The sequence below is a fragment of the Rhodoplanes sp. genome (genome assembly GCF_013377085.1).
GTDB lineage: Bacteria > Pseudomonadota > Alphaproteobacteria > Rhizobiales > Xanthobacteraceae > Rhodoplanes.
The window spans coordinates 31,358-55,087 of record NZ_JACAAX010000046.1 but is presented as its reverse complement, the minus strand read 5'-3'; the positions used below and the strand labels follow the sequence as shown (position 1 = coordinate 55,087).

Annotated in this window: 19 protein-coding genes; 11 read left to right on the top strand and 8 right to left on the bottom strand. The window is 68.5% G+C overall.

Annotation, left to right across the window (positions count from 1 at the left end; genetic code table 11):
• The 3 genes from HXX10_RS24655 to HXX10_RS24645 all read right to left on the bottom strand — a co-directional run.
• Window positions 1-3,147: efflux RND transporter permease subunit (locus HXX10_RS24655; protein ID WP_296525925.1), on the bottom strand; the 3,147-nt coding region annotated here is incomplete at its 3' end.
• Window position 3,148: 1 nt separating this feature from the next.
• Window positions 3,149-4,105 carry an efflux RND transporter periplasmic adaptor subunit gene (locus tag HXX10_RS24650; RefSeq protein ID WP_296525924.1) on the bottom strand — a complete coding sequence of 319 codons (957 nt, stop codon included), beginning with the start codon at window positions 4,103-4,105 and terminating at the stop codon, window positions 3,149-3,151.
• A gap of 133 nt (window positions 4,106-4,238) precedes the next feature.
• On the bottom strand, window positions 4,239-4,910 hold the full coding sequence (locus tag HXX10_RS24645) for a Crp/Fnr family transcriptional regulator (protein ID WP_296525923.1): 672 nt from the start codon (window positions 4,908-4,910) through the stop codon (window positions 4,239-4,241).
• A gap of 275 nt (window positions 4,911-5,185) precedes the next feature.
• Between HXX10_RS24645 and HXX10_RS24640 the strand changes: the two genes are divergently transcribed.
• Window positions 5,186-6,361 carry an ATP-binding protein gene (locus HXX10_RS24640; protein ID WP_296525922.1) on the top strand — a complete coding sequence of 392 codons (1,176 nt, stop codon included), beginning with the start codon at window positions 5,186-5,188 and terminating at the stop codon, window positions 6,359-6,361.
• Here HXX10_RS24640 and HXX10_RS24635 read toward each other — a convergent pair.
• Window positions 6,292-7,551 (bottom strand): glycosyltransferase family 87 protein, encoded by a 1,260-nt coding sequence (locus tag HXX10_RS24635; protein WP_296525921.1) that lies wholly within the window; start codon window positions 7,549-7,551, stop codon window positions 6,292-6,294. The genes HXX10_RS24640 and HXX10_RS24635 overlap by 70 nt on opposite strands.
• A gap of 341 nt (window positions 7,552-7,892) precedes the next feature.
• Between HXX10_RS24635 and pstS (HXX10_RS24630) the strand changes: the two genes are divergently transcribed.
• The 6 genes from pstS (HXX10_RS24630) (at window position 7,893) to HXX10_RS24605 (ending at window position 13,548) form a co-directional block, all read left to right on the top strand.
• Window positions 7,893-8,933: a phosphate ABC transporter substrate-binding protein PstS gene (gene pstS, locus HXX10_RS24630; RefSeq protein ID WP_296525920.1), complete on the top strand. Its 1,041-nt coding sequence runs from the start codon at window positions 7,893-7,895 to the stop codon at window positions 8,931-8,933.
• A 77-nt stretch (window positions 8,934-9,010) separates the two neighbouring features.
• On the top strand, window positions 9,011-9,988 hold the full coding sequence (gene pstC / locus HXX10_RS24625) for a phosphate ABC transporter permease subunit PstC (RefSeq protein ID WP_296525919.1): 978 nt from the start codon (window positions 9,011-9,013) through the stop codon (window positions 9,986-9,988).
• The gene (gene pstA / locus HXX10_RS24620) at window positions 9,985-10,881 is read left to right on the top strand and encodes a phosphate ABC transporter permease PstA (RefSeq protein ID WP_296525918.1); all 897 of its coding nucleotides are present in this window, start codon (window positions 9,985-9,987) and stop codon (window positions 10,879-10,881) included. The genes pstC and pstA overlap by 4 nt, the downstream gene beginning before the upstream one ends.
• A gap of 10 nt (window positions 10,882-10,891) precedes the next feature.
• Window positions 10,892-11,740: a phosphate ABC transporter ATP-binding protein PstB gene (gene pstB / locus HXX10_RS24615; protein ID WP_296525917.1), complete on the top strand. Its 849-nt coding sequence runs from the start codon at window positions 10,892-10,894 to the stop codon at window positions 11,738-11,740.
• Between the two features lie 19 nt (window positions 11,741-11,759).
• On the top strand, window positions 11,760-12,818 hold the full coding sequence (gene pstS / locus HXX10_RS24610; RefSeq protein WP_296525916.1) for a phosphate ABC transporter substrate-binding protein PstS: 1,059 nt from the start codon (window positions 11,760-11,762) through the stop codon (window positions 12,816-12,818).
• 28 nt (window positions 12,819-12,846) lie between these two features.
• Complete coding sequence (locus HXX10_RS24605; RefSeq protein ID WP_296525915.1) at window positions 12,847-13,548, top strand: hypothetical protein; 702 nt, start codon at window positions 12,847-12,849, stop codon at window positions 13,546-13,548.
• Between the two features lie 159 nt (window positions 13,549-13,707).
• Here the strand turns inward: HXX10_RS24605 and HXX10_RS24600 are convergent, their stop codons facing one another.
• The 3 genes from HXX10_RS24600 to HXX10_RS24590 all read right to left on the bottom strand — a co-directional run bounded on the left by HXX10_RS24600 (window position 13,708) and on the right by HXX10_RS24590 (window position 17,480).
• Window positions 13,708-15,672, bottom strand: coding sequence for a protein meaA (locus HXX10_RS24600; RefSeq protein ID WP_296525914.1), 1,965 nt, complete (start codon window positions 15,670-15,672; stop codon window positions 13,708-13,710).
• A 161-nt stretch (window positions 15,673-15,833) separates the two neighbouring features.
• Complete coding sequence (locus tag HXX10_RS24595) at window positions 15,834-16,082, bottom strand: GlsB/YeaQ/YmgE family stress response membrane protein (protein ID WP_296525913.1); 249 nt, start codon at window positions 16,080-16,082, stop codon at window positions 15,834-15,836.
• Between the two features lie 159 nt (window positions 16,083-16,241).
• Window positions 16,242-17,480 carry a glycosyltransferase family 87 protein gene (locus HXX10_RS24590; RefSeq protein WP_296525912.1) on the bottom strand — a complete coding sequence of 413 codons (1,239 nt, stop codon included), beginning with the start codon at window positions 17,478-17,480 and terminating at the stop codon, window positions 16,242-16,244.
• A gap of 186 nt (window positions 17,481-17,666) precedes the next feature.
• Between HXX10_RS24590 and ccrA the strand changes: the two genes are divergently transcribed.
• The 4 genes from ccrA to HXX10_RS24570 all read left to right on the top strand — a co-directional run bounded on the left by ccrA (window position 17,667) and on the right by HXX10_RS24570 (window position 23,095).
• Window positions 17,667-18,944 (top strand): crotonyl-CoA carboxylase/reductase, encoded by a 1,278-nt coding sequence (gene ccrA, locus HXX10_RS24585; RefSeq protein ID WP_296525911.1) that lies wholly within the window; start codon window positions 17,667-17,669, stop codon window positions 18,942-18,944.
• 252 nt (window positions 18,945-19,196) lie between these two features.
• Complete coding sequence (locus HXX10_RS24580; protein ID WP_296525910.1) at window positions 19,197-19,814, top strand: nucleotidyltransferase domain-containing protein; 618 nt, start codon at window positions 19,197-19,199, stop codon at window positions 19,812-19,814.
• Window positions 19,792-20,229, top strand: a complete 438-nt coding sequence (locus HXX10_RS24575; protein ID WP_296525909.1) for a hypothetical protein — start codon at window positions 19,792-19,794, stop codon at window positions 20,227-20,229. Before HXX10_RS24580 ends, HXX10_RS24575 begins: the two co-directional genes overlap by 23 nt.
• A 136-nt stretch (window positions 20,230-20,365) precedes the next feature.
• Window positions 20,366-23,095 carry a phosphoenolpyruvate carboxylase gene (locus HXX10_RS24570; RefSeq protein WP_296525908.1) on the top strand — a complete coding sequence of 910 codons (2,730 nt, stop codon included), beginning with the start codon at window positions 20,366-20,368 and terminating at the stop codon, window positions 23,093-23,095.
• Window positions 23,096-23,308: 213 nt separating this feature from the next.
• Here HXX10_RS24570 and HXX10_RS24565 read toward each other — a convergent pair whose 3' ends face one another.
• Window positions 23,309-23,701, bottom strand: coding sequence for a RidA family protein (locus tag HXX10_RS24565; protein WP_296525907.1), 393 nt, complete (start codon window positions 23,699-23,701; stop codon window positions 23,309-23,311).
• Window positions 23,702-23,730 lie beyond the last annotated feature (29 nt).

Genomic DNA, 23,730 nt, shown 5'->3' with positions numbered 1-23,730 from the left:
CTCGGGGGCCTTGTCGGCCTTCGGCGGCGGCGCGTGGTCGCCGCCGTGCGGCGGCTCGGACGGGCCACCGTCGTGGCCGCCGTCGTGCCCGCCATGGGTCGCGTGCCCGGTGACGAAGCGGCCGAATATCCAATCGAAGCCGCGCCCGACATCGTCCATCACGGTGAACACCGCCGGCACGAACAACAGCGACAGCATGGTCGAGACGACCAGGCCGCCGATCACCGCGATCGCCATCGGCGAGCGGAACTCGCCGCCGGCGCCGAGCGCCAGCGCCGCCGGCACCATGCCGGCCACCATGGCGAGCGTCGTCATGATGATCGGTCGCGAGCGTTTTTGCCCGGCGTCGATGATGGCGGCGGTGCGGTCCATCCCCTTGGCCATCGACTCGATGGCGAAGTCGACCAGCATGATGGCGTTCTTGGTGACGATGCCCATCAGCATCAACAGGCCGATCGACACCGGAAGGTCGAGCTGATTGCCGGTGAGGAGGAGCGCGATGACGGCGCCGCCGATCGACAGCGGCAGCGAGAACAGGATGGTGATGGGCTGCAGGAACGAATGGAACAGCAGCACCAGCACGGCATAGACCGTCACCATGCCCTTCGCCATCACGGGCGGGAACCCGTCGAGCAGCTCCTTCTTGGCCTCGGAATCGGCGGAGGGCTGCAGCCGCACGCCCTTGGGCAGATGCTGGATCACCGGCAGGCCGTCGATCTCCTTCTCGGCCTTGCTCTGCGGCGTGTGGCCGACCAGATCGGCCTCGATCCGGACCTGCCGCTCGCGGTCGTGCCGCGAGATCACGGCCGGCCCCTGGGCGAGCTGGATGTCGGCGATGGCCAGGAGCGGCACCGTGGTGCCGCGCAGCGTCGGCACCCGGAGCTGCTCCAGCACCTGCCGGTCGGCCCGGCCGGTATCCTCGATCACGACCCGGATCGGAACGAGGCGGTCGCCGACATTGAACTTGGCGAGCCTGGGGCCGACGTCGCCGATAGTGGCGACCCGGACCGTGGCGGCGAGCGTCTCGGTGTTGACGTAGAGCCTGGTCGCCAGTGCCTTGCGCGGGATGATGCGCAGCTCGGGACGGTCGAGGGCCGCCGTCGACACCACGTTGGAGATCGAGGTGAGGCGACGCATCTGGTTGGCGAGCTCGGCCGCCACGTTGGCGACGGTGGCGCCGTCCAGCCCGGTGACGATCCGCGAGATGACGCGCTGGCCGTTCTCGTCGAGGAACCAGTAGCGCACGTCAGGCACGTCGGCGAGATCGCGGCTGATCTCGCGCTCGAGCTGCGACTGGGTGACCTTGCGTTCCTTCCGCGGAACGTAGTTGATGATCAGCGCCGCGGTGTTGACCTCGGTGACCTTGGGCGGAATGCGGCCGCCGTCGACGAAGACGCTGCGGACCTCGGGGCGCTGCTTGAGGATGTCGACGATGCGCCCGGTGACGGTCTGGGTCTCGGAAAGCTGGGTGCCGGGCGGCAGCTCGATGGCGAGCATCGAGCGCGCCACGTCCTGCTGCGGCAGGAAGCCCGAGGGCAGCAGGGTCAGGCCCCAGATCGACGCGCCGAAGATGGCGAGCCCGATCAGCACCGTGACGTAGCGCATGCGCACGGACGATTCGAGCACGCTCGTGTAGAGCCGCATCACCGGCCCGGGCGGCTTCTCGTTGTGCGCCTTCGGCCGCAGGAAATAGGCCGCCAGCATCGGCGTGACGAGACGCGCCACCACCAGCGAGAACAGCACCTGCACCGACACCGTGATGCCGAACTGCTTGAAGAACTGCCCGGCGATGCCCGGCATGAAGCTGGCCGGCAGGAACATCGCCACGATGGCGAAGCTGATGGCGATGACGGCGAGGCCGATCTCGTCGGCCGCCTCGATCGACGCCTCGTAGGGCGACTTGCCCATCTGGATGTGGCGTTCGATGTTCTCGATCTCGACGATCGCATCGTCGACCAGGATGCCCGTGCTCAGCGTGATGGCGAGCAGCGTCACCAGGTTGAGCGAGAAGCCGAGCATGTCCATCACCCAGAAGGCCGGGAAGACGGACAGCGGCAGCGCGATGGCGGCGATGGTGGTGGCGCGCCAGTCGCGCAGGAACAGGAACACCACCACGATGGTGAGCAATGCGCCCTCGATCAGGGTCTGCATCGCGTTCTCGTAGTTGGCGCGGGTGAAGTCGACCGAACTGTCGATCAGCTTGACGTCGACGTCGGGAAAGGCCTCCTTGATCTTGCCGATCTCGGTCGCCACCGCGTCGGAGACGCGCACGTCGCTGGCGCCCTTGGCACGATACACCGCGAAGGCGACCACCGGGTCGCCGTTCAGTCGGGCGAAGGTGCGCGGATCGACCACCGTGTCGGTGACGACGCCGAGATCGTCGAGCCGGACCTCGCCGCCTGCGAGCAGGCTGAAGGTGGTGCCCGCCAGCGCCTCGATGGTGGTCGCCCCGGCGATGGTGCGGATCGCCTGATCGCGGCCGCCGATCTCGGCGCGTCCGCCGGCGACGTCGGCGTTGTTCTTGAGGAGCTGCTCGCTGATGCCGGCGGCCGTGAGGCCCACGGCCTGCAGGCGGTCGGGATCGAGCGACACCAGGATCTCGCGGTCGGCGCCACCGATGCGCTCGAACTTGGCGACCCCCTTGAGGCCCTGCAGGTTCCGCTTCACCACGTCGTCGACAAACCAGGAGAGCTGCTCGGGCGTCCGCCCGGGGGCGAGCGCCGCGTAGGTCATGATCGGGAACGGAATCACCTCCTGGCGCTGGACCAGCGGCTCGGTGATGCTGCTCGGCAGGCTGGAGCGCACCCTGGTGATGGCGTCCTTGACGTCGTTGAGGGCGCGGTCGGGATCGGCGTCCAGGCTGAACGTGATGGTGGTGACGGAGAGGCCGTCACTGATGTTGGAATCGATGTGGTTGATGCCGACGATCGCGGCGCAGGCGTCCTCGATCGTCTTGGTGACCTGCGCCTCGAGCTCGGCCGGGGAGGCGCCGAACTGGGCGACCACCACCGAGACGATCGGCACGTCGACGCTCGGCAGCCGGGTGATCGGCAGCTTGATGAAGCTGTACCACCCGAGCATGACGATGATGATCGAGAAGACGATGGAGGGCAGTGGCTTCCGGATCGACCATGCGGAGATGTTCACGTCACCGCTCCTCGAGCTGTCCAGTGGTCTCGTCGCGAGCCATCGGGCGGACCTTCTCGCCGTTGCGCAGCGAGCCGCCGGCATTGGCGATCACGACCTCGCCTTCCTTGATGCCGTCGCGGATTTCCGCGCCGCTCTCCGAGACGAGGCCGACCTGCACGGTGCGGGTCTCGACGGTCTTGTTGCGCACCACCTGCACGGTGGCGCCCTCGGTGCGGAAATGCACGGCGGAGCGCGGCACCGAGACGCCGCAGCTTCGCGCCGCGTCGATGACGGCGCGCGCGAAGGTACCGACCCGCAGCGACGGGTCGTTCTCGATCGAGACGCGGACCTGGCCGAGCTGGCTCACCGGGTTGATCTCGGAGGGCACCAGCCGCACGCGGCCGGGAATCTCGCGACCCTCCTCGAGCTCCACCCGGGCGGTCTGGCCGGCCGAGAGCTTCGGCAGATAGATGCTCGGAACCTCGGCCATCAGCTCGATCTCGCCGTCGACGGCGATGCGGAACAGAGGATCGGGCGACTTCGCCGAGGCGAGCGCACCGAGCGTCGCGTTGCTCTTGATCACCACGCCGTTGACGGGCGCCCGCACCGTGACGGCGACGCCGTCGGCGCGGGTCAGGCGGGCGAGCGACTGGCCGGCGCTGACGCGGTCGCCCTCGCGGGCCAGCACCTGGTTCACCTTGAAGCCGGTGTCGACCTCGGGGATCACCATCGCCTCGGAGCGCGCCATCAGCAGCCCGTTGACCCGGACGGCGCTCGAGAAGCAGGCCGTCTCGGCCTTGGTGACGATGACGACGACGCCCGGCGCCGCCGCGGGCGACGCCTTGTCGGCGGCCTGGGCCGCCGTCGGCGAGACGAGCGGCGAGATCGTGAGGACCGTCGTGACGAGCGTCGTGCAGGCCGCCGCGCACAGCGATGCCGCCGCGACCGCCCACCTCGTGATCACAAGAGGTTTCATGCGGGTGAAGCCCATTCCATCGCGATATCGGACGCCGCGGCGAGCTGGCGCGGCAAGGGGAGGACCAACATGGCCGGCCGAAAAGACACGCGTGAAATACAAAACCAAAATGGGGATGCAATTTTTGTCAATGTTATGCCTTCCGGGTTTCGCCGGCAAGCCGGGCGACGTCGACCTGGATGCGGCCGCGGCCGAGCGTGACGATGCCGCTCGCCCGCCACTCCTGGAGCTGACGGTTGACGCTTTCGCGGGTGACCCCGACCAGGCCGGCGAGCTCGTCCTGGGTGATCTGCAGATCAGAACCGAAATCGGCGGCGAGCGCCTCCAGCCGGCGGGCGAGCCGCACCGGCAGCGGCTGGAACATCATCTCCTCGGTGCGTTCGTTGGTCGAGCGCAGGCGGCCGCACAGAAGCTCGATGATGCGGATCGCCAGCCGGGGTTCGCGTTCCAGCATGGCCAGAAACTCGGCCCGCGGCAGCACGAACAGCTCGCTGTCCTCCTGGGCGACCGCATCCGCGGTGCGCGAGCGGCCGTCCAGCACGGCGATCTCGCCGAACAGATCGCCGGGACCGAACACCTCGATGGTCATGCGCTCGCCGGTCGCGGTGCCGGTCTCGATGCGGATCTGGCCGCGCCGCACACCATAGAGCGCGTCGCCGGGATCGCCCTTCTGGAACAGGGTCTGGCCGGCCGGCAGCTTGCGAAGCTGGCACAGCCGCGCAATGGCCGCGATCGCGTCCGGATCGAGGCCGGAAAACAGCGGATTCATGCCGAGCAGGGTGGCGAACTCGAGCGGCTTGCCCATTCTGGTCCTCGCGCCGGCCGGGATCGTCCCGCAATGCCAATATGACGGTTTCATCCGGAGCATAGACCGAATAAGAAGACGGGCAAAGACGACCCCGGCCGGATGGCCGCGGTCGCTCGCCCCGGCGACAGGCGCCGGCGCCCGATGCGGGCGGCGACGTTTCGTTGGTGCAATCACTCCGCAACGGAGTTCACGAACGCGTGGTCAAAACCGGTTCCGGTCGATCGAAACGCAAGCGTACCGGCCGGTCCGCAGCCCGGCCGCGAGGCGCCTCCGTGTCGGCGTCCCGGCACATCGCCGCAGGCCGCAGCTTCGAGCGGTTGCTGGCGGCGCTGGCCCACGATATCCGCACGCCGCTGACCGGGATTCTCGCGATCAGCGAGCTGTTGGCGATGACGCCGCTCGGGGCCCGCGAGCGCGGCTGGGTCGAGGCGCTGAAAAGCTCGGCCGAGCACCTGACCGCCCTCACCTCGCTGATCGTCGACGGGGCCCGGGCCGGCGAGCGCGGCCTGGTGCTGCGGCGCGAGCCGTTCGACCTCAGGCGCCTCGCCGAGGATGCCGCCGTCTCGGCCGCCGCCCGCGCCGAGGCCAAGGGCATCGGCTTTACGGCGACGGTTGCCTCCGACCTGCCCGCCATCGTCACCGGCGACCAGGTTCGACTGCGGGCCGCGATCGAGAACCTGCTCGACAATGCCGTGAAGTTCACCTCCGCGGGCAGCGTTCGCCTCGCCGTCGACCTCGAGCCGGCCGGCGAGACGCATCAGGTGAGCTTCGCCGTCGTGGACAGCGGGATCGGCCTCACCAAGTCGGAAATCCGGCGCCTGTTCCGGCCGTTCTCGCAGGGCAGCGACCGGGTGGCCGAGAGGTTCGGCGGCTCGGGGCTCGGCCTCGCCTATGTCAAGCGCCTCGCTCGCGCCATGGGCGGCGACGTGACGGTGACGAGCACGCCCGGCCAGGGCAGCACGTTCCGCCTGGTGGTGACGCTCGCGGCGGCGCCGGCTTCCACGGCGGCGACCGAGGACGGCTCCGCCGCGGGCGGCGTGCCAGACGTCGAGACGGGCGATGCGCCGCCCGCGGCGGCCTTGCGCATCCTGTGCGTCGAGGACAACTCCTATGGCCGCATCATCATGCGCACCGTGCTGGGCGAGCTCGGCCACACGACCGACTTCGTCGACAGCGGCGAGGCGGCCATCGAGGCGCTCGGCCGCGCCGCCTACGACCTCGTGCTGATGGACGTGGTGCTCAACGGCTTCGACGGCTTCGAGGCGACCCGCCGGCTGCGCGCCCTGCCGGGCGAGGCCGGCACCGTGCCGGTGATCGGCCTGTCCGGCCAGGCGACCAAGACCCACGAGGCGCAGGCCCGCGCCGCCGGGATGACGGGCTATCTGCAGAAGCCGATCAGCCCGCGGATGCTCGCTCGGGCGCTGCGCGCGGTGCCGCGGCGGAGCTGAGTCCAATCCCCCTGCACGATGGCCCGGCGGGCGATCATCAGGGCGACCATCAGGGCGGCGGCGAGCCCGAACTGCACCGGACAGAACGGATAGGCGAGCAGGAAGGCCACCACGACGGCGAAGCCGGCCGGCTCGTCGGCCAGAAAGCCGTCGTCGAGGCCGAGCCGCAGCAGGAAGGCCACCGGCACGGCCAGCAGCGTCATGTCGTAGATGTAGACGTAAGGGGTGATGAGCAACGCCGCCGTCGCGAGCGCCGCCGCCTTCAGGCCATAGGGCGCGCGGCTGCGCCACAGCAGGCAGACGCCGACGGCGACGGCGAGACCGACGCCCGCATGGATCGTCCAGGCGAGCGCCTCGCTGCCGCCGAGCGCCCGTGCCAGCCCGAACACGCTCTGCAGCTTCCACCAGTTGCCCAGCCCGAGCACCAGGAAGGTTTCCCGGGCGGCCGGCATGGCCTCGACGAAGGCGAGCCAGGGCGCCGTGCCGAAGGCGATCCACGAGGCGGCGGCGAGCGCCGCCGCCGCCACGGCCGCGGCCCCGAACGTGCGCCAGTGGCCGCCGATCACCAGCACCAGCGGGATCAGCAGGCCGAACTGCGGCTTGTAGGTCAGCAGGCCGAACAGGCAGCCGGCCAGGATCGGCCGGCGCGGCAGCGCCGCCAGGGCGCCGCCGAGCAGCGCCGTGGTGAGAAAGCCGTTCTGGGTCGCCGTGACGTTCCACAGCGCCGCCGGAAAGCCCAGCGCCACCAGCACGCCGGCCCACCCGCCGACGATCGCCCGGATGGTCAGGACGTAGAGGGGTGCCGTCACGGCGATGAAGGCCAGCATGGCCGGCACCAGCGGGAGCAGCGCGAAGGGGGCGGCCAGCAGCAGGAAGGTCGGCGGATAGAACATCGGATAGTGGTCGGGGAACGGCCGGCCGGTGGCGGCGACCACCACGTCCTTGGCGGCGGCGGCGTCCCAGGCCAGTGCCGGCGTGCCGTCGAGCGCCAGCCGCCCGGCCGACCACAGGGCGGCGAAGTCGTTGACGATCGGCCGGCCGTCGGGGTCGACCAGCCAAAGGCCCTGCAGCACGCTGCCGGCGAGCAGCACCGCATAGCCGAGCGCCAGCGCCAGGGCGACGGTGGCGACCAGCCGGCGCGGCGCCACCGTTTCGGCAGTTCCGACCCGGACGGCGTCGGACGCGCTCATGTGTTCGGGATCCCTCGGCCGGCGGTACGGTCGTGGCCTGGAGCCTAGCCGGGCGGCGCTTTCCGAAGGCTTAAAAGTGAAGCCGAGCCGCTACCACACCTCACATGATCGCGAGCGCGCCGAAAGCCTGTCACGCGACTGTCATGTCTTTCGCAGAAGTTAACCCCCTGGGTCTGTGCTGATCGGCGGCGTAGTCAATGGGCGGTATGCGTGCGGACGACTTGGCCGCCGGATGGAATGTGGAGCCATGTCGCACTGAGCTCGAGAGGGGCGTGCTGCTGGTCTCGCAACACCCCGCGCCCCGTTCAAAATGCTCTTCAATGACAAAGGACATATCGGTGATGACGCGCATTTTTCGGGCGCCGCTCGTGGCCGCCGTCGTGTCGATGCTCGCACTTGTCGCATCGACCGGGCAAGACGCGGCGATGGCACAGGATCGGCTGATCGGATCGGGGGCGAGCTTTCCGTTCCCGATCTATTCGGCGTGGTTCAAGCAGTTCTCCAAGGAGACCCCCGGCGTCATCGTCGACTACCAGGCCAAGGGCAGCGGCGCCGGCATCCAGGATTTCATCAATCGCACGGTCGATTTCGCGGCCAGCGACGCGGCCATGACGGATGCGGAGCTCGCCAAGGTCGACGGCGGTGCCGTGCTCATTCCGATCACGGCCGGTGAGATCGTGATCGCCTACAATCTCCCGGGCAATCCGACCGGCCTGAAGCTGCCCCGCGACGTCTATCCGGACATCTTCCTCGGCAAGGTGACGCGCTGGAACGATCCCCGCATCGCCGCCGCCAACCCGGACCTGAAGCTGCCGGACCTGCCGATCACGGTGGTCCGCCGCTCCGACTCGAGCGGCACGACCTTCGTGTTCACCAAGCATCTCTCCGCCATCAGCCCCGAGTTCGCCAAGCAGGTCGGATCCGGCACCACGGTGGAGTGGCCGAAGAGCGACAAGATCGTCGGCGCGCCCAAGAACGACGGCGTCACCGCGACCGTCAAGCAGACGCCTGGAGCGATCGGCTATATCGAGTATGGCTACGCCAAGCTGACCAAGACCACCACGGCGGCGCTGCAGAACAAGTCCGGCCAGTATGTCGAGCCGAGCGCCAAGTCGGGCGCCGCGACGCTCGCGGCCGCCACGCTCGGGCCCGATCTGCGCGGCTGGATCGAGGATCCGGAAGGCGCCGAGGCCTACCCGATCGCCACCTTCACCTGGCTGCTGTTCTACAAGAAGCAGGACGCCAAGAAGGCGGCGGTGCTGCGCCAGCTCGTCGACTACAGCGTGACCAAGGGCCAGGCCATCGCCGACAGCATGGGCTACATCCCGCTGCCGCCGCCCGTCATCGACCGCATCAAGGCGGCGGCCGCCGAGATCAAGTGACCGGCTGACGACCGTCCACGATCCATCGCCACGCCCCATCGCCACGACGACGCCTTCGGCCGACCTCGGACAGCTCGATGTCAAATCAACCCTTCGCTCTCGCCGCCTCCGCCGACGCGGTTAGCCAAGCGCCATCCGGTGTCGAGCACATCGTCGACCGGTTGTTTCGTCTGCTCGCCCTGCTGGCGGCCGGTCTCCTGCTCGTCCTGGTCGGCTACATCGCGTGGAAGATCGGCGGGCAGGCTCTGCCCGCCATACGGGACTACCATCTCGACTTTCTCACCACGTCGACCTGGAACGTCCAGGAGAAGCGGTTCGGGATCCTTCCCGGCATCTGGGGAACCCTCTACAGCTCGTTTCTCGCCCTGCTGATCGGCGGGTTCTTCGGCGTGACGGTCGCCATCTTCCTCACCCAGGGCTTCCTGCCTACGCGCGTCGCCTTCGTGTTCCGCCTCGTCATCGACATGCTGGCCGCGATCCCCAGCGTCGTGTTCGGCCTGTGGGGAATTTTCGTGGTCATCCCGGCCATCCGGCCGGCGGCCAACTGGCTGCACGAGCAACTCGGGTTCATTCCGTTCTTCGGCACCTCGCTCAGCGGTCCCGGCCTGCTCCCGGCCGCCATCGTGCTGGCCATCATGGTGCTTCCGACCGTCGCCGCGATCTCGCAGGACGCCCTCAACTCGGTCCCCTACCGGACCAAGGAGGCAGCGTTCGGAATGGGGGCGACGCGCTGGGAGGTCATTCTCAAGGTGATGGTGCCGACCGCCGCCGGCGGCATCTTCAGCGCCATGGTGCTCGGCTTCGGGCGCGCCCTCGGCGAGACGATGGCGCTCGCCATGCTGATCGGCAACTCCAATCAGGTCACCTTGTCGCTGTTCGCTCCGGCCGAGACGCTTGCGGCGCTGCTCGCCTCGCATTTCCCCGAAGCCGGACCGGTCGAGGTGGAAGCCCTGATGTATGCGGCGCTCGTGCTGCTCTTCATCACTCTCGTCGTGAACGTGGCCGGCATCGGCCTGCTCACCATCACCCAGCGCAGAATCTCGGGCAAAGCATGACCTTCAGCGTTCCCTCCGAGAGCCAGATCGCGTCGGCCGACGCGCCGGAGCTCACCCATTCGTGGTCCGACGGACGGGCCGTGAGCAATGTGCTGCTCACGGTCGGCGCCTGGACTGTCGCCCTGCTCGCCAGCATCCCGCTCGTCTCCGTTCTCTACATGCTGATCACGGAGGGCGGATCGCGGCTGTCGCTCGAGCTGTTCACCGATCTCCCCCCGGCGGGCTTCGAGCTCGGCGGAGGATTCGGCAACGCCATCGTCGGAACGCTGGTCATGGTGGCGATCGCCGCCGCGTTCAGCATCCCGGTCGGCGTGCTGGCGGCCGTCTATCTCTCCGAGCTCGGACCGACCAACGGGCTCGGCCGCTCGGCACGGTTCCTGGCGAAGGTGCTCACCGGCTTCCCGTCCATCCTCGCCGGCGTCTTCGTCTATGCGGTGCTGGTGCTCGCGATGGGGACCTACTCGGCGATGGCGGGCGGTGTGGCGCTCTCGATCCTGATGCTGCCGACCGTGGTCCTCACCGCCGAGGAGGCCCTGAAGATGGTGCCTCGAAAGATGAAGGACGCGGCGCTCGGGATGGGCTGCACGCGAACCCAGATGATCTGGAAGATCGCCCTGCCGACCGCGCTGCCCGGAATTCTCACCGGCGTCATGCTCGGCGTCGCGCGCGTCGCCGGCGAATCCGCCCCGCTGCTTTTCACGGCGCTGTTCAGCAACTACTGGCTGAGCCGGCTGAGCGAGCCGACAGCCTCGCTGTCGATCCTGATCTACAACTTCTCCAGCATGCCGTTCGAGAACCAGATCCAGCTCGCCTGGGCGGCGTCTTTGGTGCTCGTTCTCATCGTTCTCGTGTTCAATTTGTTGAGCCGCCTGTTCGGTCGACCGAAGTACTAGGAGGTTATCCATGACCGCTGCTCAAGCCGTCGCCGTCGAGCGTGCCCCGATCGCGGACATTCGAGCCGCCGCCAGCTCGGTCGATCCCGACATTGCGATCGACTGCAACGTCAGAAAGATCATGTACGGGTCGTTTCTGGCCGTTCGCAACAGCCGGGTGCAGATCCGCAAGGGCGGCATCACCGGGTTCATCGGACCCTCCGGCTGCGGCAAGAGCACGGTTCTTCGTAGCCTCAACCGGATGAACGACCTCATCGAGGGATTCAGCCTCGAGGGCGACGTCCATTTTCTCGGCCAGGACATCTACGCCAAGACCGTCGATCCCGTCGTCGTGCGCCGCTACATCGGGATGGTGTTCCAGCAGCCGAACCCGTTCGCGATGAGCATCTACGACAACGTCGCCTTCGGCCTGCGGCTCAACCGCTTCAAGGGCGACATCGATGGACGCGTCGAGCACGCGCTGCGCCGGGCGGCTTTGTGGGACGAGGTGAAGGACAAGCTCAAGGCGAGCGGACTGTCCCTGTCGGGCGGCCAGCAGCAGCGCCTCTGCATCGCCCGCGCGGTGGCGACCGAGCCGACGGTTCTCCTGATGGACGAGCCGTGCTCGGCCCTCGATCCGATCGCAACGCGACGGATCGAGGAGCTCATGCTCGAGCTCAAGCAGGACTACACGATCGCGCTGGTGACCCACAACATGCAGCAGGCGACCCGCGTCGCCGACATCACCGCCTTCTTCGGGGTCGACATCTCGAACGGCGGGCGGACCGGCTACCTGGTGGAGATGGGACCGACCGACCAGATCTTCCAGGCTCCACGGGAAGAGCTGACCAAAGACTACATCGGCGGCAAGTTCAGCTGACATCACCGGAGCGGAAGCTATGAGCGTCGGGCATGCTGCGCGATGGATGATCGCGGCGGTCGCGTTGTCGATCGGTTTTCCTGTCGCGGCGAGCTGGGCGCAGGGCGCCGGACCGGCCGCCCCGGTATCGCTGCGCGGCGCCGGCGCCACCTTCCCGGCTCCGCTCTACAAGAAGTGGATCTCGATCTATCAGGCTTCCCACCCCAAGGTGTCGATCGCCTACGAGGCCGTCGGATCGGGCGAAGGGGTGAAGCGGCTTCTCGCCGAGTCCGTCGATTTCGCCGCCAGCGACGAGGTCTTGAACGCCGCCGACGCGGCGAAGGTCGGCCGCGGTGCGGCGACCGTGCCCGCCACGGCCGGAATGATCGTGCTCGCCTACAACATCCCCGGCGTGACGGGCGAGATCAAGTTGCCGCGCGACGTCTATGTCGGCATTTTCGCCGGAACCATCCAGCGCTGGAACGATCCCCGCATCGTCGCGGCCAATCCGGGCATTCGCCTTCCGGCACGCGACATCGCCGTGGTGGCCCGGCTGGATTCCAGCGGCACGACGGCAGCGTTCACGCGCCACCTCGCGGCCGCCCACCCGTCGTGGGGCACGCAAGGCCTTGGCGTCGGCAAGCTCGTCGGATGGCCGGGAAAGACCATGCTCGCCGCCGGCAACGAGGGCGTGGCGGCGCGCATCAAGGTCAGCGAGGGCGCCATCGGCTATGTCGAGTTCGGCTTCGCCAAGCGCCTCGGCCTGCCGATGGCGGCGCTGGAGAACAAGTCCGGCGCTTTCGTCACCCCGAGCGAAGCCGCGGCGCAACTCGCGCTGTCGGCCCGGGTGGTGCAGGTGAGCGAGCTGGACCGCTCGGTGGTCGACCCGACGGCCGCCGGTGCCTATCCCATCGTCTCCTATAGCTGGCTGTTTCTCTTCCGGCGGCATCCCGATCCCGCGAGGGGCCAGGCCGTCCACGATCTTGTCGCCTGGGGGCTGTCGGAAGGCCAACAATACGGCGCCGAGCTGGGCTATATTCCGCTCTCGGCCGACGTGATCGCTCTCGGTCGCGAGGCGCTTCAAGCCATCGCGTATTGACCAGGTGCAACGCCAGATCCCGAGCCAGATGTCGATCGAGGCAGGGTCCGCTCCGCCCCCGCGGCCGGGGCGCGGCGGGACGGCGCTCGACCTCGGCGCGATCGAAGCGTCGCTCCGCGACCTCGCGGAGCAGTTTCCGCGGGTCAATTCGGCTCTCGGCAGCCCACGTGATCCGCTGGAGCGTGTCACCGTCGACGCCATGGTGAGCGGTTACGCCTTGGTCGACGACCTGATCGGACGCGGGATCGACCTCTTCTCGCTCGGACAGCTCCGCACGTTTCTCGAGCTCAACGCGCTCGTTCTGTGCGGGCCGGACGAACGGGTGCGGTCGGAGGCCAGGCAGCATCTCGCCGCGACCGAACGCCATTTCTACGACAATGCGGAAGGCGGCATCCGCGACATCATCGAGTGGCACGCCCTGCATGCCGCCGAGTCGGCCTGGATGCGCGCCGCCGGCGTCTATATCCGCATCCTGAGCGAACCGGAGCTGTTCATCGAGGGCAATCACCGGACCGGCGCCCTGGTGATGAGCTACATTCTGGTCCGCGCCGGCCATCCGCCTTTCGTGCTGACGATCGAGAATGCCAAGACCGCCCTCGATTTCTCGACCATGTTCACGATGAAACGAAAGGCCGGCATGGCCTTGCGCTGGCAAATGCCGTGGCTCAAGCGGCGCTTCGCCGCCTTCCTCCAGGCTCAGGCGGACCCGCGGTTCCTGCGCCGGACGTGAGCGCGTCCGGCCGATCGCCGGGTCTCCGCCCTGGCACGACATCCACGCTCGGCCGGCGCTATCGAGCCTGCGTCCCCCGCGCCCGGGGTGCCCGATCCGCGACCATGCCCCCTCCTTTGCAGGGGGAGGACGATGACGAGGAATCGCCCGGATTCGGTATCACGCCGCCTTGTCGGAGGCGGCTTCCTCCACGATCCGCACCACGTCGGTCATGATGCGGTTGAGCTCGAAGTCCTTGGGCGTGTAGACGGCGGCGACGCCGGACGCCAACAGCGCCTTGGCGTCGTCGGGCGGGATGATGCCGCCGACCACCACGGGCACATGCGCCGCGCCGGCCTCGCGCAGCTTTGCAAGAACCTCGGCGACCAGCGGCATGTGCGAGCCCGACAGGATCGACAGGCCGACCACGTGCACGTCCTTCTCGCGCGCTGCCGTCGCGATATCGGCCGGCGTGAAGCGGATGCCCTCGTAGACCACGTCCATGCCGGCGTCGCGGGCCCGCACCGCCACCTGCTCGGCGCCGTTGGAGTGGCCGTCGAGGCCCGGCTTGCCGACCAGGAACTTGATGCGCCGCCCGAGCTTTCGCGACACGCGGTCGACCTCGGCGCGCAGATCGTCGATGTTCCTGGCATCGTTACGGGCCGCGTGCGAGACGCCGGTCGGTGCCCGGTACTCGCCAAAGCCCTCGCGCAGGACAAATCCCCATTCGCCCGTGGTGACGCCCGCCTTGGCGCAGGCGATCGACGCCGGCATGATGTTCTTGCCCTCGCGCGCCGCGCGGCGCAGCTCGGCCAGCGCCTCGGCGACGGCGGCAGAATCGCGGGCTTCGCGCCAAAGTTTCAGGTTGGCGACCTGCTCGGCCTCGATCTCGGGCGGGATGGTGATGATCGAGCCTTCGCCGGTCGGCAGCGGCGACCGTTCGGTCTCGACGAACTTGTTGACGCCGACCACCACCTGCTCGCCCGCCTCGATCTGCTCCAGCCGGCGCGAGTTGCTCTCGACGAGCTGGCCCTTCAGATAGCCGGTGTCGACCGCCGCCACGGCGCCGCCCATCTCGAGAATGCGGCGCAGCTCGTCACGCGCTTCGGCTTTCAGCTCCTCGACCTTCTTCGCCACCTCGGTGGAGCCGGCAAAAATGTCGCCGTACTCCAGGAGATCGCTCTCATAAGCAAGAATCTGCTGGGCGCGCAGCGACCACTGCTGGTCCCACGGCGTCGGCAGGCCGAGCGCCTCGTTCCAGGCCGGAAGCTGCACGGCGCGGGCGCGTGCCGACTTCGACAGCGTCACGGCCAGCATCTGCAGGAAGATGCGGTAGACGTTGTTCTCGGGCTGCTGCTCGGTGAGGCCGAGCGAGTTGACCTGCACGCCGTAACGGAACAGCCGCTGCTTCGGGTCGGTGACGCCGTAGCGATCGCGGGTGATCTCGTCCCACAGCTCGCAGAACGCCCGCATCTTGCAGATCTCGGTGATGAACCGCATGCCGGCGTTGACGAAGAACGAGATGTGCCCGACCACCTCGCCGAAATCGTCGATCTCGCCGGCCGCCTTGACGGCGTCGAGCACGGCGACCCCGGTGGCGAGCGCGAAAGCGAGCTCCTGGACGGGCGTCGCGCCCGCCTCCTGCAGGTGGTAGGAGCAGACGTTCATCGGGTTCCACTTCGGCATCTCGCGGGTCGTGAACAGGATCACGTCCCTGATCAGCCGCATCGACGGCGCCGGCGGGAACACATAGGTGCCGCGCGACAGATACTCCTTGATGATGTCGTTCTGGGTGGTGCCCGCGAGCTTCGAGCGCGGCACCCCTTGCTCGTCCGCCACCGCCACGTAGAGGGCCAAGAGCCAGGCCGCCGTCGCATTGATGGTCAGCGAGGTGTTCATCGCGTCGAGCGGAATGCCGCCGAACAGGGTCCGCATGTCGCCGATATGCGAGACCGCCACGCCCACCTTGCCGACCTCGCCGCGGGCGAGCGCATGGTCGGAGTCGTAGCCCGTCTGGGTCGGCAGGTCGAAGGCGACCGACAGGCCGGTCTGCCCCTTGGCGAGGTTCTTGCGATAGAGGGCGTTCGACTCCCGAGCGGTCGAGTGGCCCGCATAGGTCCGGATGATCCACGGCTTGTCGCGCATCGAGGACGTTCCCTGCAAAAGAGTTTTTTACTGTCGAAATGTCGTCGCACCGCGCGGATCCTCGCGGGATCCGCGGATGCGTATCGCCTGCGCACGCCTTATCTTTTCGCGTCGAGCGTGATCTGGCCCGAAAACCGGTTCCCAGGTTTCGGGATCATGCTCTAGCGACGGATCAGGCCGACCAGGACCAGCAGAATGACGGCGCCGATGACGGCGTGGAACACGGCGCTTAAAAATCCGCCGCCCCAGACAATGCCGAGCCGCGGAAGCAGCCAGCCGGCAATGGCGGCGCCGACGATGCCCACCGCGATGTTCCCGACGAGACCGAAGCCGACGCCGTGGACCAGCTTGCCGGCCAGCCAGCCGGCGAGCGCCCCGACGATCAGCCACACCAGCAAGGACAAGCCCATCGTTCGTCCTGGTCCGGAGGAGAGCCTCCGCGTCAGTCTTATTGCACTGCGAGAGGAAGCATAACCCGGCGTTGTGGCACTGTCAGCCCGGTCCTGCGGAGAAATTCTGCGGCATTTCGGCGGACCGCCAGGATCGAGCTGGAGGATCAGGCCGAAGGGTCAGGCCGCAGACGCCACCGGGGCGGGCTCGGACGCGAGGACCAGCGCCCGGCGGACGATCAGGAACAGGGCCAGCAGGGTCGTCGCGGTGCCGACCGGCACGCCGGCGACCGGCAGCACCACGAAGGCGAGCGCGATCGCGGCGAGGCCGGCCCGCTCGCCGAGTAGAAAGCCTGTCGACAGCGCGCCGCGCAGCAGGAAGGCGAGCGCGACCGCCAGGATCGCGAGGTCGTACAAATAAACGTAGGGCGTGGCGAGCAGCACGCCGGCGGCCAGCGCCGCCGCCTTCATGTCGAAAGAGACGCGACGGCTGCGCCACATCAGGCCGAGGCCGAGGGCGGTCGCGCCGGCGAGGAGAAGCTGCAGCGTCCAGGCGAGGCCGGCGCCGCCGCCGGCCACGCGCACCAGCGCGAACAGGCTCTGGAACTTGTAGAATTCGGCATTCGTCCCGGACAGCAGCGCGTCCGAGGTCAGCGGCAGCCAGTGCAGGAAGGCGGCCCACGGGGCGCTGCCGAACACCAGCCAGGTCACGGCGCCGAGGGCGAGCGCCGTCCCGGCCGCCGCGATCATCACGGTCCACCGGCCGGCGACCGCGAGCACGAGCGGAAACAGCACGCCGTATTGCGGCTTGTAGGTCAGGAGCCCGAGGCAGACGCCCGCCGCGACCGGGTGGCGCTCGAGGAACAGGAGCGTGCCGCCGATCAGCGAGGCCGTGAGGAAGCCGTTCTGGCCCGGCACCAGGTTGGGCACGACCACCGGGAAGCCGCCGGCGACGAGCCAGCCGAGGCGATCGCCGACGATGCCGCGCACCGCTGCGGCATAGAGCGGCAGGGTCACGGCCATCCAGGTCACGAAGGCCGCCCAATAGGGCAGCGTCGCCAGCGCCGCCGCGACCATCAGGAAGGGCGGCGGATAGTGCCAGCCGTAATAGGCCGGCACGGCGCGGCCCAGAGCCGCGTCCTCGGCGGCGCGGTGCGCGGTCCAGTCCCAGGCGGCGGCCGGATCGCCGGCGAGCGCCAGCTTGCCGGCGGCGTAGACCATCACGAAGTCGGTGTGAACCGGGCGTCCCGCGGCATCGACGATCCAGTCTCCCGACATCAGGACGATCACCATGTAGCTGAGGTTGGCGACCAGGAGGGCGAAGCAGGCGAGCCGCACCGCGTCGATCCCGGGCGGGCCGGCGGCGGCCCCGGGCCCAGGGCCGGTCGCGGAACAGGCAGACGGGGCCGGCGCGGCCATGGTCGAATCCAGTGGTGACCGGGGGCTCGCGGCACCCCGGCGCGAGCTTTCCCCCCTCCGAATTGACGAAGCCTTAAGGGCTCCGAACGGCCTTGTGACCATGGTAGTTATTGCGACGCGATATTCGGTGATGCACACTCGCCTGAATTACGGGCGGACAATAATTTTTCCGGCGGAGGACGTCCCATGTCGGCCGTGACAAAGCTCAGCTCGTCGACCGAGCCCAAGGACCTGTACGAGATCGGCGAAATCCCGCCGCTCGGCCATGTCCCGGCCAAGATGTATGCCTGGGCGATCCGCAAGGAGCGCCACGGCCCGCCCCAGGAGGCCATGCAGATCGAGGTGGTGCCGACCTGGGAGCTCGGCGACGAGGACGTGCTGGTCCACGTGATGGCCGGCGGCATCAACTACAACGGCGTCTGGGCGGCGCTCGGCCAGCCGATCTCGCCGCTCGACGGCCACAAGAACCCGTATCACATTGCAGGATCAGACGCCTCCGGCATCGTCTGGGCGGTCGGCAGCAAGGTGCACCGCTGGAAGGTCGGCGACGAGGTCATCGTCCACTGCAATCAGGACGACGGCGAGGACGAGGAGTGTAACGGCGGCGACCCGATGCTGTCGCCCTCGCAGAAGATCTGGGGCTACGAGACGCCGGACGGCTCCTTCGCCCAGTTCTGCCGCGTGCAGTCGCGCCAGCTCCTGCAGAAACCAGTCCACCTCACCTGGGAGGAATCGGCCTGCTACACGCTGACGCTGGCCACCGCCTACCGCATGCTGTTCGGCCACGCGCCGCACATCCTCAAGCCGAGCGACAACGTCCTGGTGTGGGGCGCCTCGGGCGGGCTCGGCGTGTTCGGCGTACAAATCTGCGCGGCCGCCGGCGCCAACGCCATCGGCGTCATCTCGGACGAGACCAAGCGCCAATACGTGCTCGACCTCGGCGCCAAGGGCGTGATCAACCGCAAGGACTTCAAGTGCTGGGGCCAGATGCCCCAGGTCAACACGCCAGAATACGAGACCTGGACCAAGGAAGCGCGAAAATTCGGCAAGGCGATCTGGGACCTCACCGGCAAGAAGGACGTCGACATCGTGTTCGAGCACCCCGGCGAGGCGACCTTCCCGGTCTCCTGCCTGGTGGTGAAGCGCGGCGGCATGGTGGTGTTCTGCGCCGGCACCTCGGGCTTCAACATCACGTTCGACGCCCGCTATGTGTGGATGCGCCAGAAGCGCATCCAGGGCTCGCACTTCGCCCACTTGAAGCAGGCCTCGGCCGCGAACAAGTTCGTCCTCGACCACCGCATCGACCCGTGCATGAGCGAGGTTTTTCCGTGGGCGGAGATCCCGCTCGCCCATCACATGATGTGGCAGAACCAGCACAAGCCCGGCAACATGGCCGTGATGGTCAACGCCCCGTCGCGCGGCCTCAAGACCTTCGAGGACGTGCTGGAGGCGGTGGGGCAGTAAGGCGAGAGGCGGGCGAGCAGGTCGCCTGCCGGGAACGGTCACGCCAGACCTCATGGTGAGGAGCGAGCGAAGCGAGCCTCGAACCATGCGGCTCCAGTACGTCGGCCGCAGACGACGTGCCCATCGCGACGAGCGGACATCGAGCAAGCTCGATGTCCGAAGCGACCACTCCGTCGACCTGCCGTGTCGACAGCAGGGAGCCCATTGAAATATCCCAATTTGGGTGATATCAATCCCAAATTGGGAAAGTCAATGGACATGACCCCCCTCAGCCTTTCGAACGCCTTGTTCTCCAAGGTGCAGCAACGCGTGCTGGGGCTTTTGTTCGGGCATCCGGAGCGCAGCTTCTACGGCTCCGAGATCGTCAAGACCGTCCGCTCGGGAACCGGCGCGGTGGATCGGGAACTGTCGCGCCTCCACCGCAGCGGCCTCGTGACGGTCGAGCGCATCGGCAACCAGAAGCACTACCGGGCCAATCGCGCCTCCCCCATCTTCCATGAGTTGCACAGCCTCGTTCTCAAGACGGTGGGACTCGCGGACCCGCTCAAGTCGGCGCTGGAGCCCTTCGCCGGAAAAATCAGGTTCGCCTTCGTTTACGGCTCCGTCGCCAAGGGCACGGACACGGCCCGCAGCGACATAGACCTGATGGTGGTGGGCGAGGACCTGTCCTACACGGACCTTTATCCCGCGCTGCAGAGCGCCGAACAGGTTTTGAGCCGCCCCGTGAACCCCAGCTTTCTCACCGTGGCGGACTGGCAGGTTAAGCGCGCAGACAAGAGTCCCTTCATCGAGAAGATTCTGGACCAGCCGAAAATTTTCGTCGTCGGATCTGAAAGCGACCTCGATCATGAGCAATCAGGAGCTCGATAATCTCGTCAAGCTCGGGACGCTGAAAGCCGAGTCGGGAACACCGGCGGAGTTCGACGGCCTCGTCAGCTCCGCGAAGAAGCGGCTCGTCGATGCGCGCAACGACAGCCTCGTCTTCGAGAGCCGTTTCGATCTCGCCTACAATGCCGCGCACGGCTTTGCCCCGGCGGCGCTGCGCCACAAAGGCTACCGATCGGACAAACGCTACGCCGTCTTTCAAGCGTTGCCGCACACGCTCGGCTTGGAGGCGGCTGTCTGGCGCGTCCTCGCCAAGGCCCACAACGACCGCAACCTCGTCGAGTACGAGGGTTATTCCCATGTCGACACGCAGCTTCTCGCCGACCTGATCCGCTGCGCGACGCTGCTGGAGCACACCGTGGCGCAGCTCCCGCGGCTTACAAACGAGGCCGGCCGCTAAAAGCCGATCAGGCGGTGGCACATTGCCTGCATGTGAGTCTGGCTGCTAGGACGCCGCTTCACCCCCCGGGCCGCAGCCCGTGTCGCCCGAGGCGACGCGGCCGCTGCCGCAGGCGCTTCGCCACGGACGCTCCCCCATGAACGCTCCCGCTCCGCTCCACGACGACTTCGCCAAGTGGTCCGCCGACTTCGCCGGACTCTTGGACGTGTTCTGCCAGGTTGTCGAGGAGCACCGCCCGGTCGCCGGCGTCGCCGACTTCGTCCGCGCCTGCTTCTCGGCCGACGGCATTCTCCAGGAGCCGCGCGAAAACAACGGCGCGCTGGCGCGCTGCCAGGCGCTCTCCATTGCCTTCCAGCTCCTCAACATCGTCGAGGAGAACACGGCCAACCAGATGCGCCGGCGCGCCGAGGGCCGCCGGCACGAACGCGAGCCCGGGCTGTGGCGGCACGATCTCGAAGACCTTCTCGGCCGCGGCCATGGCGAGGACGAGGTCCGCCGCACGGTCGCGACCGCCTCGCTCGAGCCGGTGCTGACCGCGCACCCGACCGAGGCCAAGCGCGCCACCGTGCTGGAGCATCACCGCGCCCTCTATCTGCTGCTGCTCGAGCGCGAGACCCGATCCTTCACCGACATCGAGCTCGGCATCTACACGCGGCGCCTCAAGGCGGCGCTGCAGCGGCTGTGGCGGACCGGCGAGATCCTGCTCGAACGCCCCGACGTCGAGAGCGAGATCCGCACCGTCCTGCACTACATGGAGACGGTGTTCCCCGATGTCGTCGAGCTCCTCGACCTGCGCTTCCAGCAGGCCTGGCGCGACACCTTCGGCAGCGCGCCGCCGCGGCTGCCGCGGTTCGGCATCGCCACCTGGGTCGGCGGCGACCGCGACGGCCATCCGTTCGTGACGACCGACGTCACCGTGCAGATGCTCGGCCGCCTGCGCGAGGGCGCGTTGCGCCTCCTGCAGGCGCGGCTGGCGCAGCTCGCCGTGCGGATCAGCCTCGCGGCGGCCGGCGACGACGTGCCGGCCGTGCTGCGGCGCCGGCTCGACGAGACCGTGGCGCTGCTCGGCGAGGAGAGCCGCGCGGTGCTCTCCCGCAATCGCGGCGAGCCGTGGCGGCAGATGGTGAGCCTGCTGCTGATGCGGCTCGCCCATACGCGCGACGGCGGCCCCGACAGCCCGGGCGCCTATGCCTCCGCGGCCGAGCTGGTCGCCGACCTGGAGGCGATCGAGACGGCGCTGACCGAGACCGGCGCCGAGGAGATCGCGGCGACCGACGTGCGTCCCATCGCGGCGCAGGCGCGCGTGTTCGGCTTCCACTTCGCCCGCCTCGACGTGCGCCAGAACTCGGGCTTCCACGACCGCGCCGTGTCCGGGCTGCTCGCCGCCGCCGGCAACCGGCGCACCGACTATCCCGACTGGAGCGAAGCCGAGAAGCTCGCCTTCCTCGAACGCGAGCTGGCGACGCCACGCCCGTTCACCGGCGATCACACGGTCCTCACGGGCGAGGCCGAGGCGACCGTCTCGCTGCTGCGGGCCTTGCGCGCGCATCTCGACCGGCACGGGCCGGACGGGCTCGGACCGCTGGTGATCAGCATGACGCGCAGCGTCTCCGACCTCCTGACGCCCTATCTGCTCGCCCGCGAGGCCGGCCTGCTGATCGACACGCCGCTCGGCCCGGCCTGCCTGATCCCGGTGGTGCCGCTGTTCGAGACTATTGGTGACCTGGCGCATTGCGACGCCATCTTCGACTCCTTCCTGTCTCATCCGATCACCCGCAACACGCTCGAGCATCTTCGCGCGCGCGACGGAAAGGCCGTGCCCGAGTGCATCGTCATGCTGGGCTACAGCGACAGCAACAAGGACGGCGGCATTCTGGCCAGCCACTGGGCCCTGCATCTCGCCGAGGAGAAGCTCGCCGGGATCGGGCGCGAGCGCGGCGTGCGGGTCGAGTTCTTCCACGGCCGCGGCGGCACCATCGGGCGCGGCGCCGGGCCGACGCATGCGTTCCTCGATGCGCTGCCGGCCGGCAGCCTCACCGGGCGTCTGCGCGTCACCGAGCAGGGCGAGGTGATCTCGCAGCAATACGCCAACCGCGTCACTGCCACGTTCCATCTCGAGCGGCTGCTCGCCGGCGTGGTCCGCACCTCGCTCCTGCACGAGGCCGGCCCGCATCCGCCGCATCCGTTGCGCGCGCTGTGGGAGGAGGTGGTGGCGCAGAGCTACACGGCCTATCGGCAGCTCGTCGAGGCCGACGGCTTCATCGACTTCTTCCGCGCCGCGACCCCGATCGACGCCATCGAGCAGGCCCGCATCGGCTCGCGCCCGAGCCGCCGCACCGGCCGCGCGACACTCGGCGATCTGCGCGCCATCCCGTGGGTGTTCTCGTGGAGCCAGGCGCGCTTCCACCTGCCCGGCTGGTACGGCGTCGGCAGCGCCGTCGCGTGGCTGCGCCGCGAGCGCCCCGAAGGCTTCGAGGCGATCCGCGCCGTGCTGCCGCACTGGCGCTTCCTCGACTACGTGCTGCACAATGTCGAGGCGAGCCTGTTGATGGCGAGCCCGACCGTGATGACGCTCTACGCCTCGCTGTGCGAGGACGAGCGGCTGCGCGACGACATGCTGGCGACGATCCTGGCCGAATACCACCGGACCTGCGAGGCCGTCGCGGCGCTGTTCCCGGACCCCGTCGAGACGCGGCGCCCGCGCTTCCTGCGCACCATCGAGATGCGGGCCCGCGGCCTCACCTGGCTGCATCACGAGCAGGTCGACGTGCTGCGCGCCTACCGGGCCGCCCCCGACGAGGCCAAGCTCGACGCCCTGCTGCTCACCGTCAACGCCATCGCCATGGGCCAGAAGACGACGGGGTGAGGCGAAATCCGGTTGATCAGTTCATCCCGTGACGGCACAGCGCGCCGGACTCGACCTCCAGCGACATTCCCCCACCGTCGTCATCGCCGGGCTCGACCCGGCGATCCATCGTCCTGCGGATAAGCGTTTTTTGCGAAACATGATGGATGCGCGGGTCAAAGCCCGCGCATGACGCTTTGGGGAGTGATCCGGGCGCCGCACGCGTGTCCCGGATCAGGTCTTGTCGCCGACGACCGCGGTCGCCGAAATCTCGACCAGCAGGTCGGGCGAGATCAGGCTGGCGACCTGCAGCAGCACGGTCGCCGGGCGCGCCTTGGCGAACGCCTTGCCGTGGGCGCGGCCGACCGCTTCCCAGGTCTTGATGTCGGCGACATAGATGCGGGTCTCGACCACGTCGTCCAGGCTGGCCCCGACCTCGGCGAGCGCCGCACCGATGCGCACGAGGATCTCCTCGGCCTGGGCGCCGGCATCGCCCGGATGCAGCGCACCGTCGGGGCCGCTGGCGGTGGTTCCCGACACGAACACGAAGGCACCGGCCCGCACCGCACGGGAATAGCCGATGATCTCGCCCCACTGGCCGGGGACCGCGACTCGTTGACGTTCCATGGTGCACTCTCGTGATGCGAAGGACACTT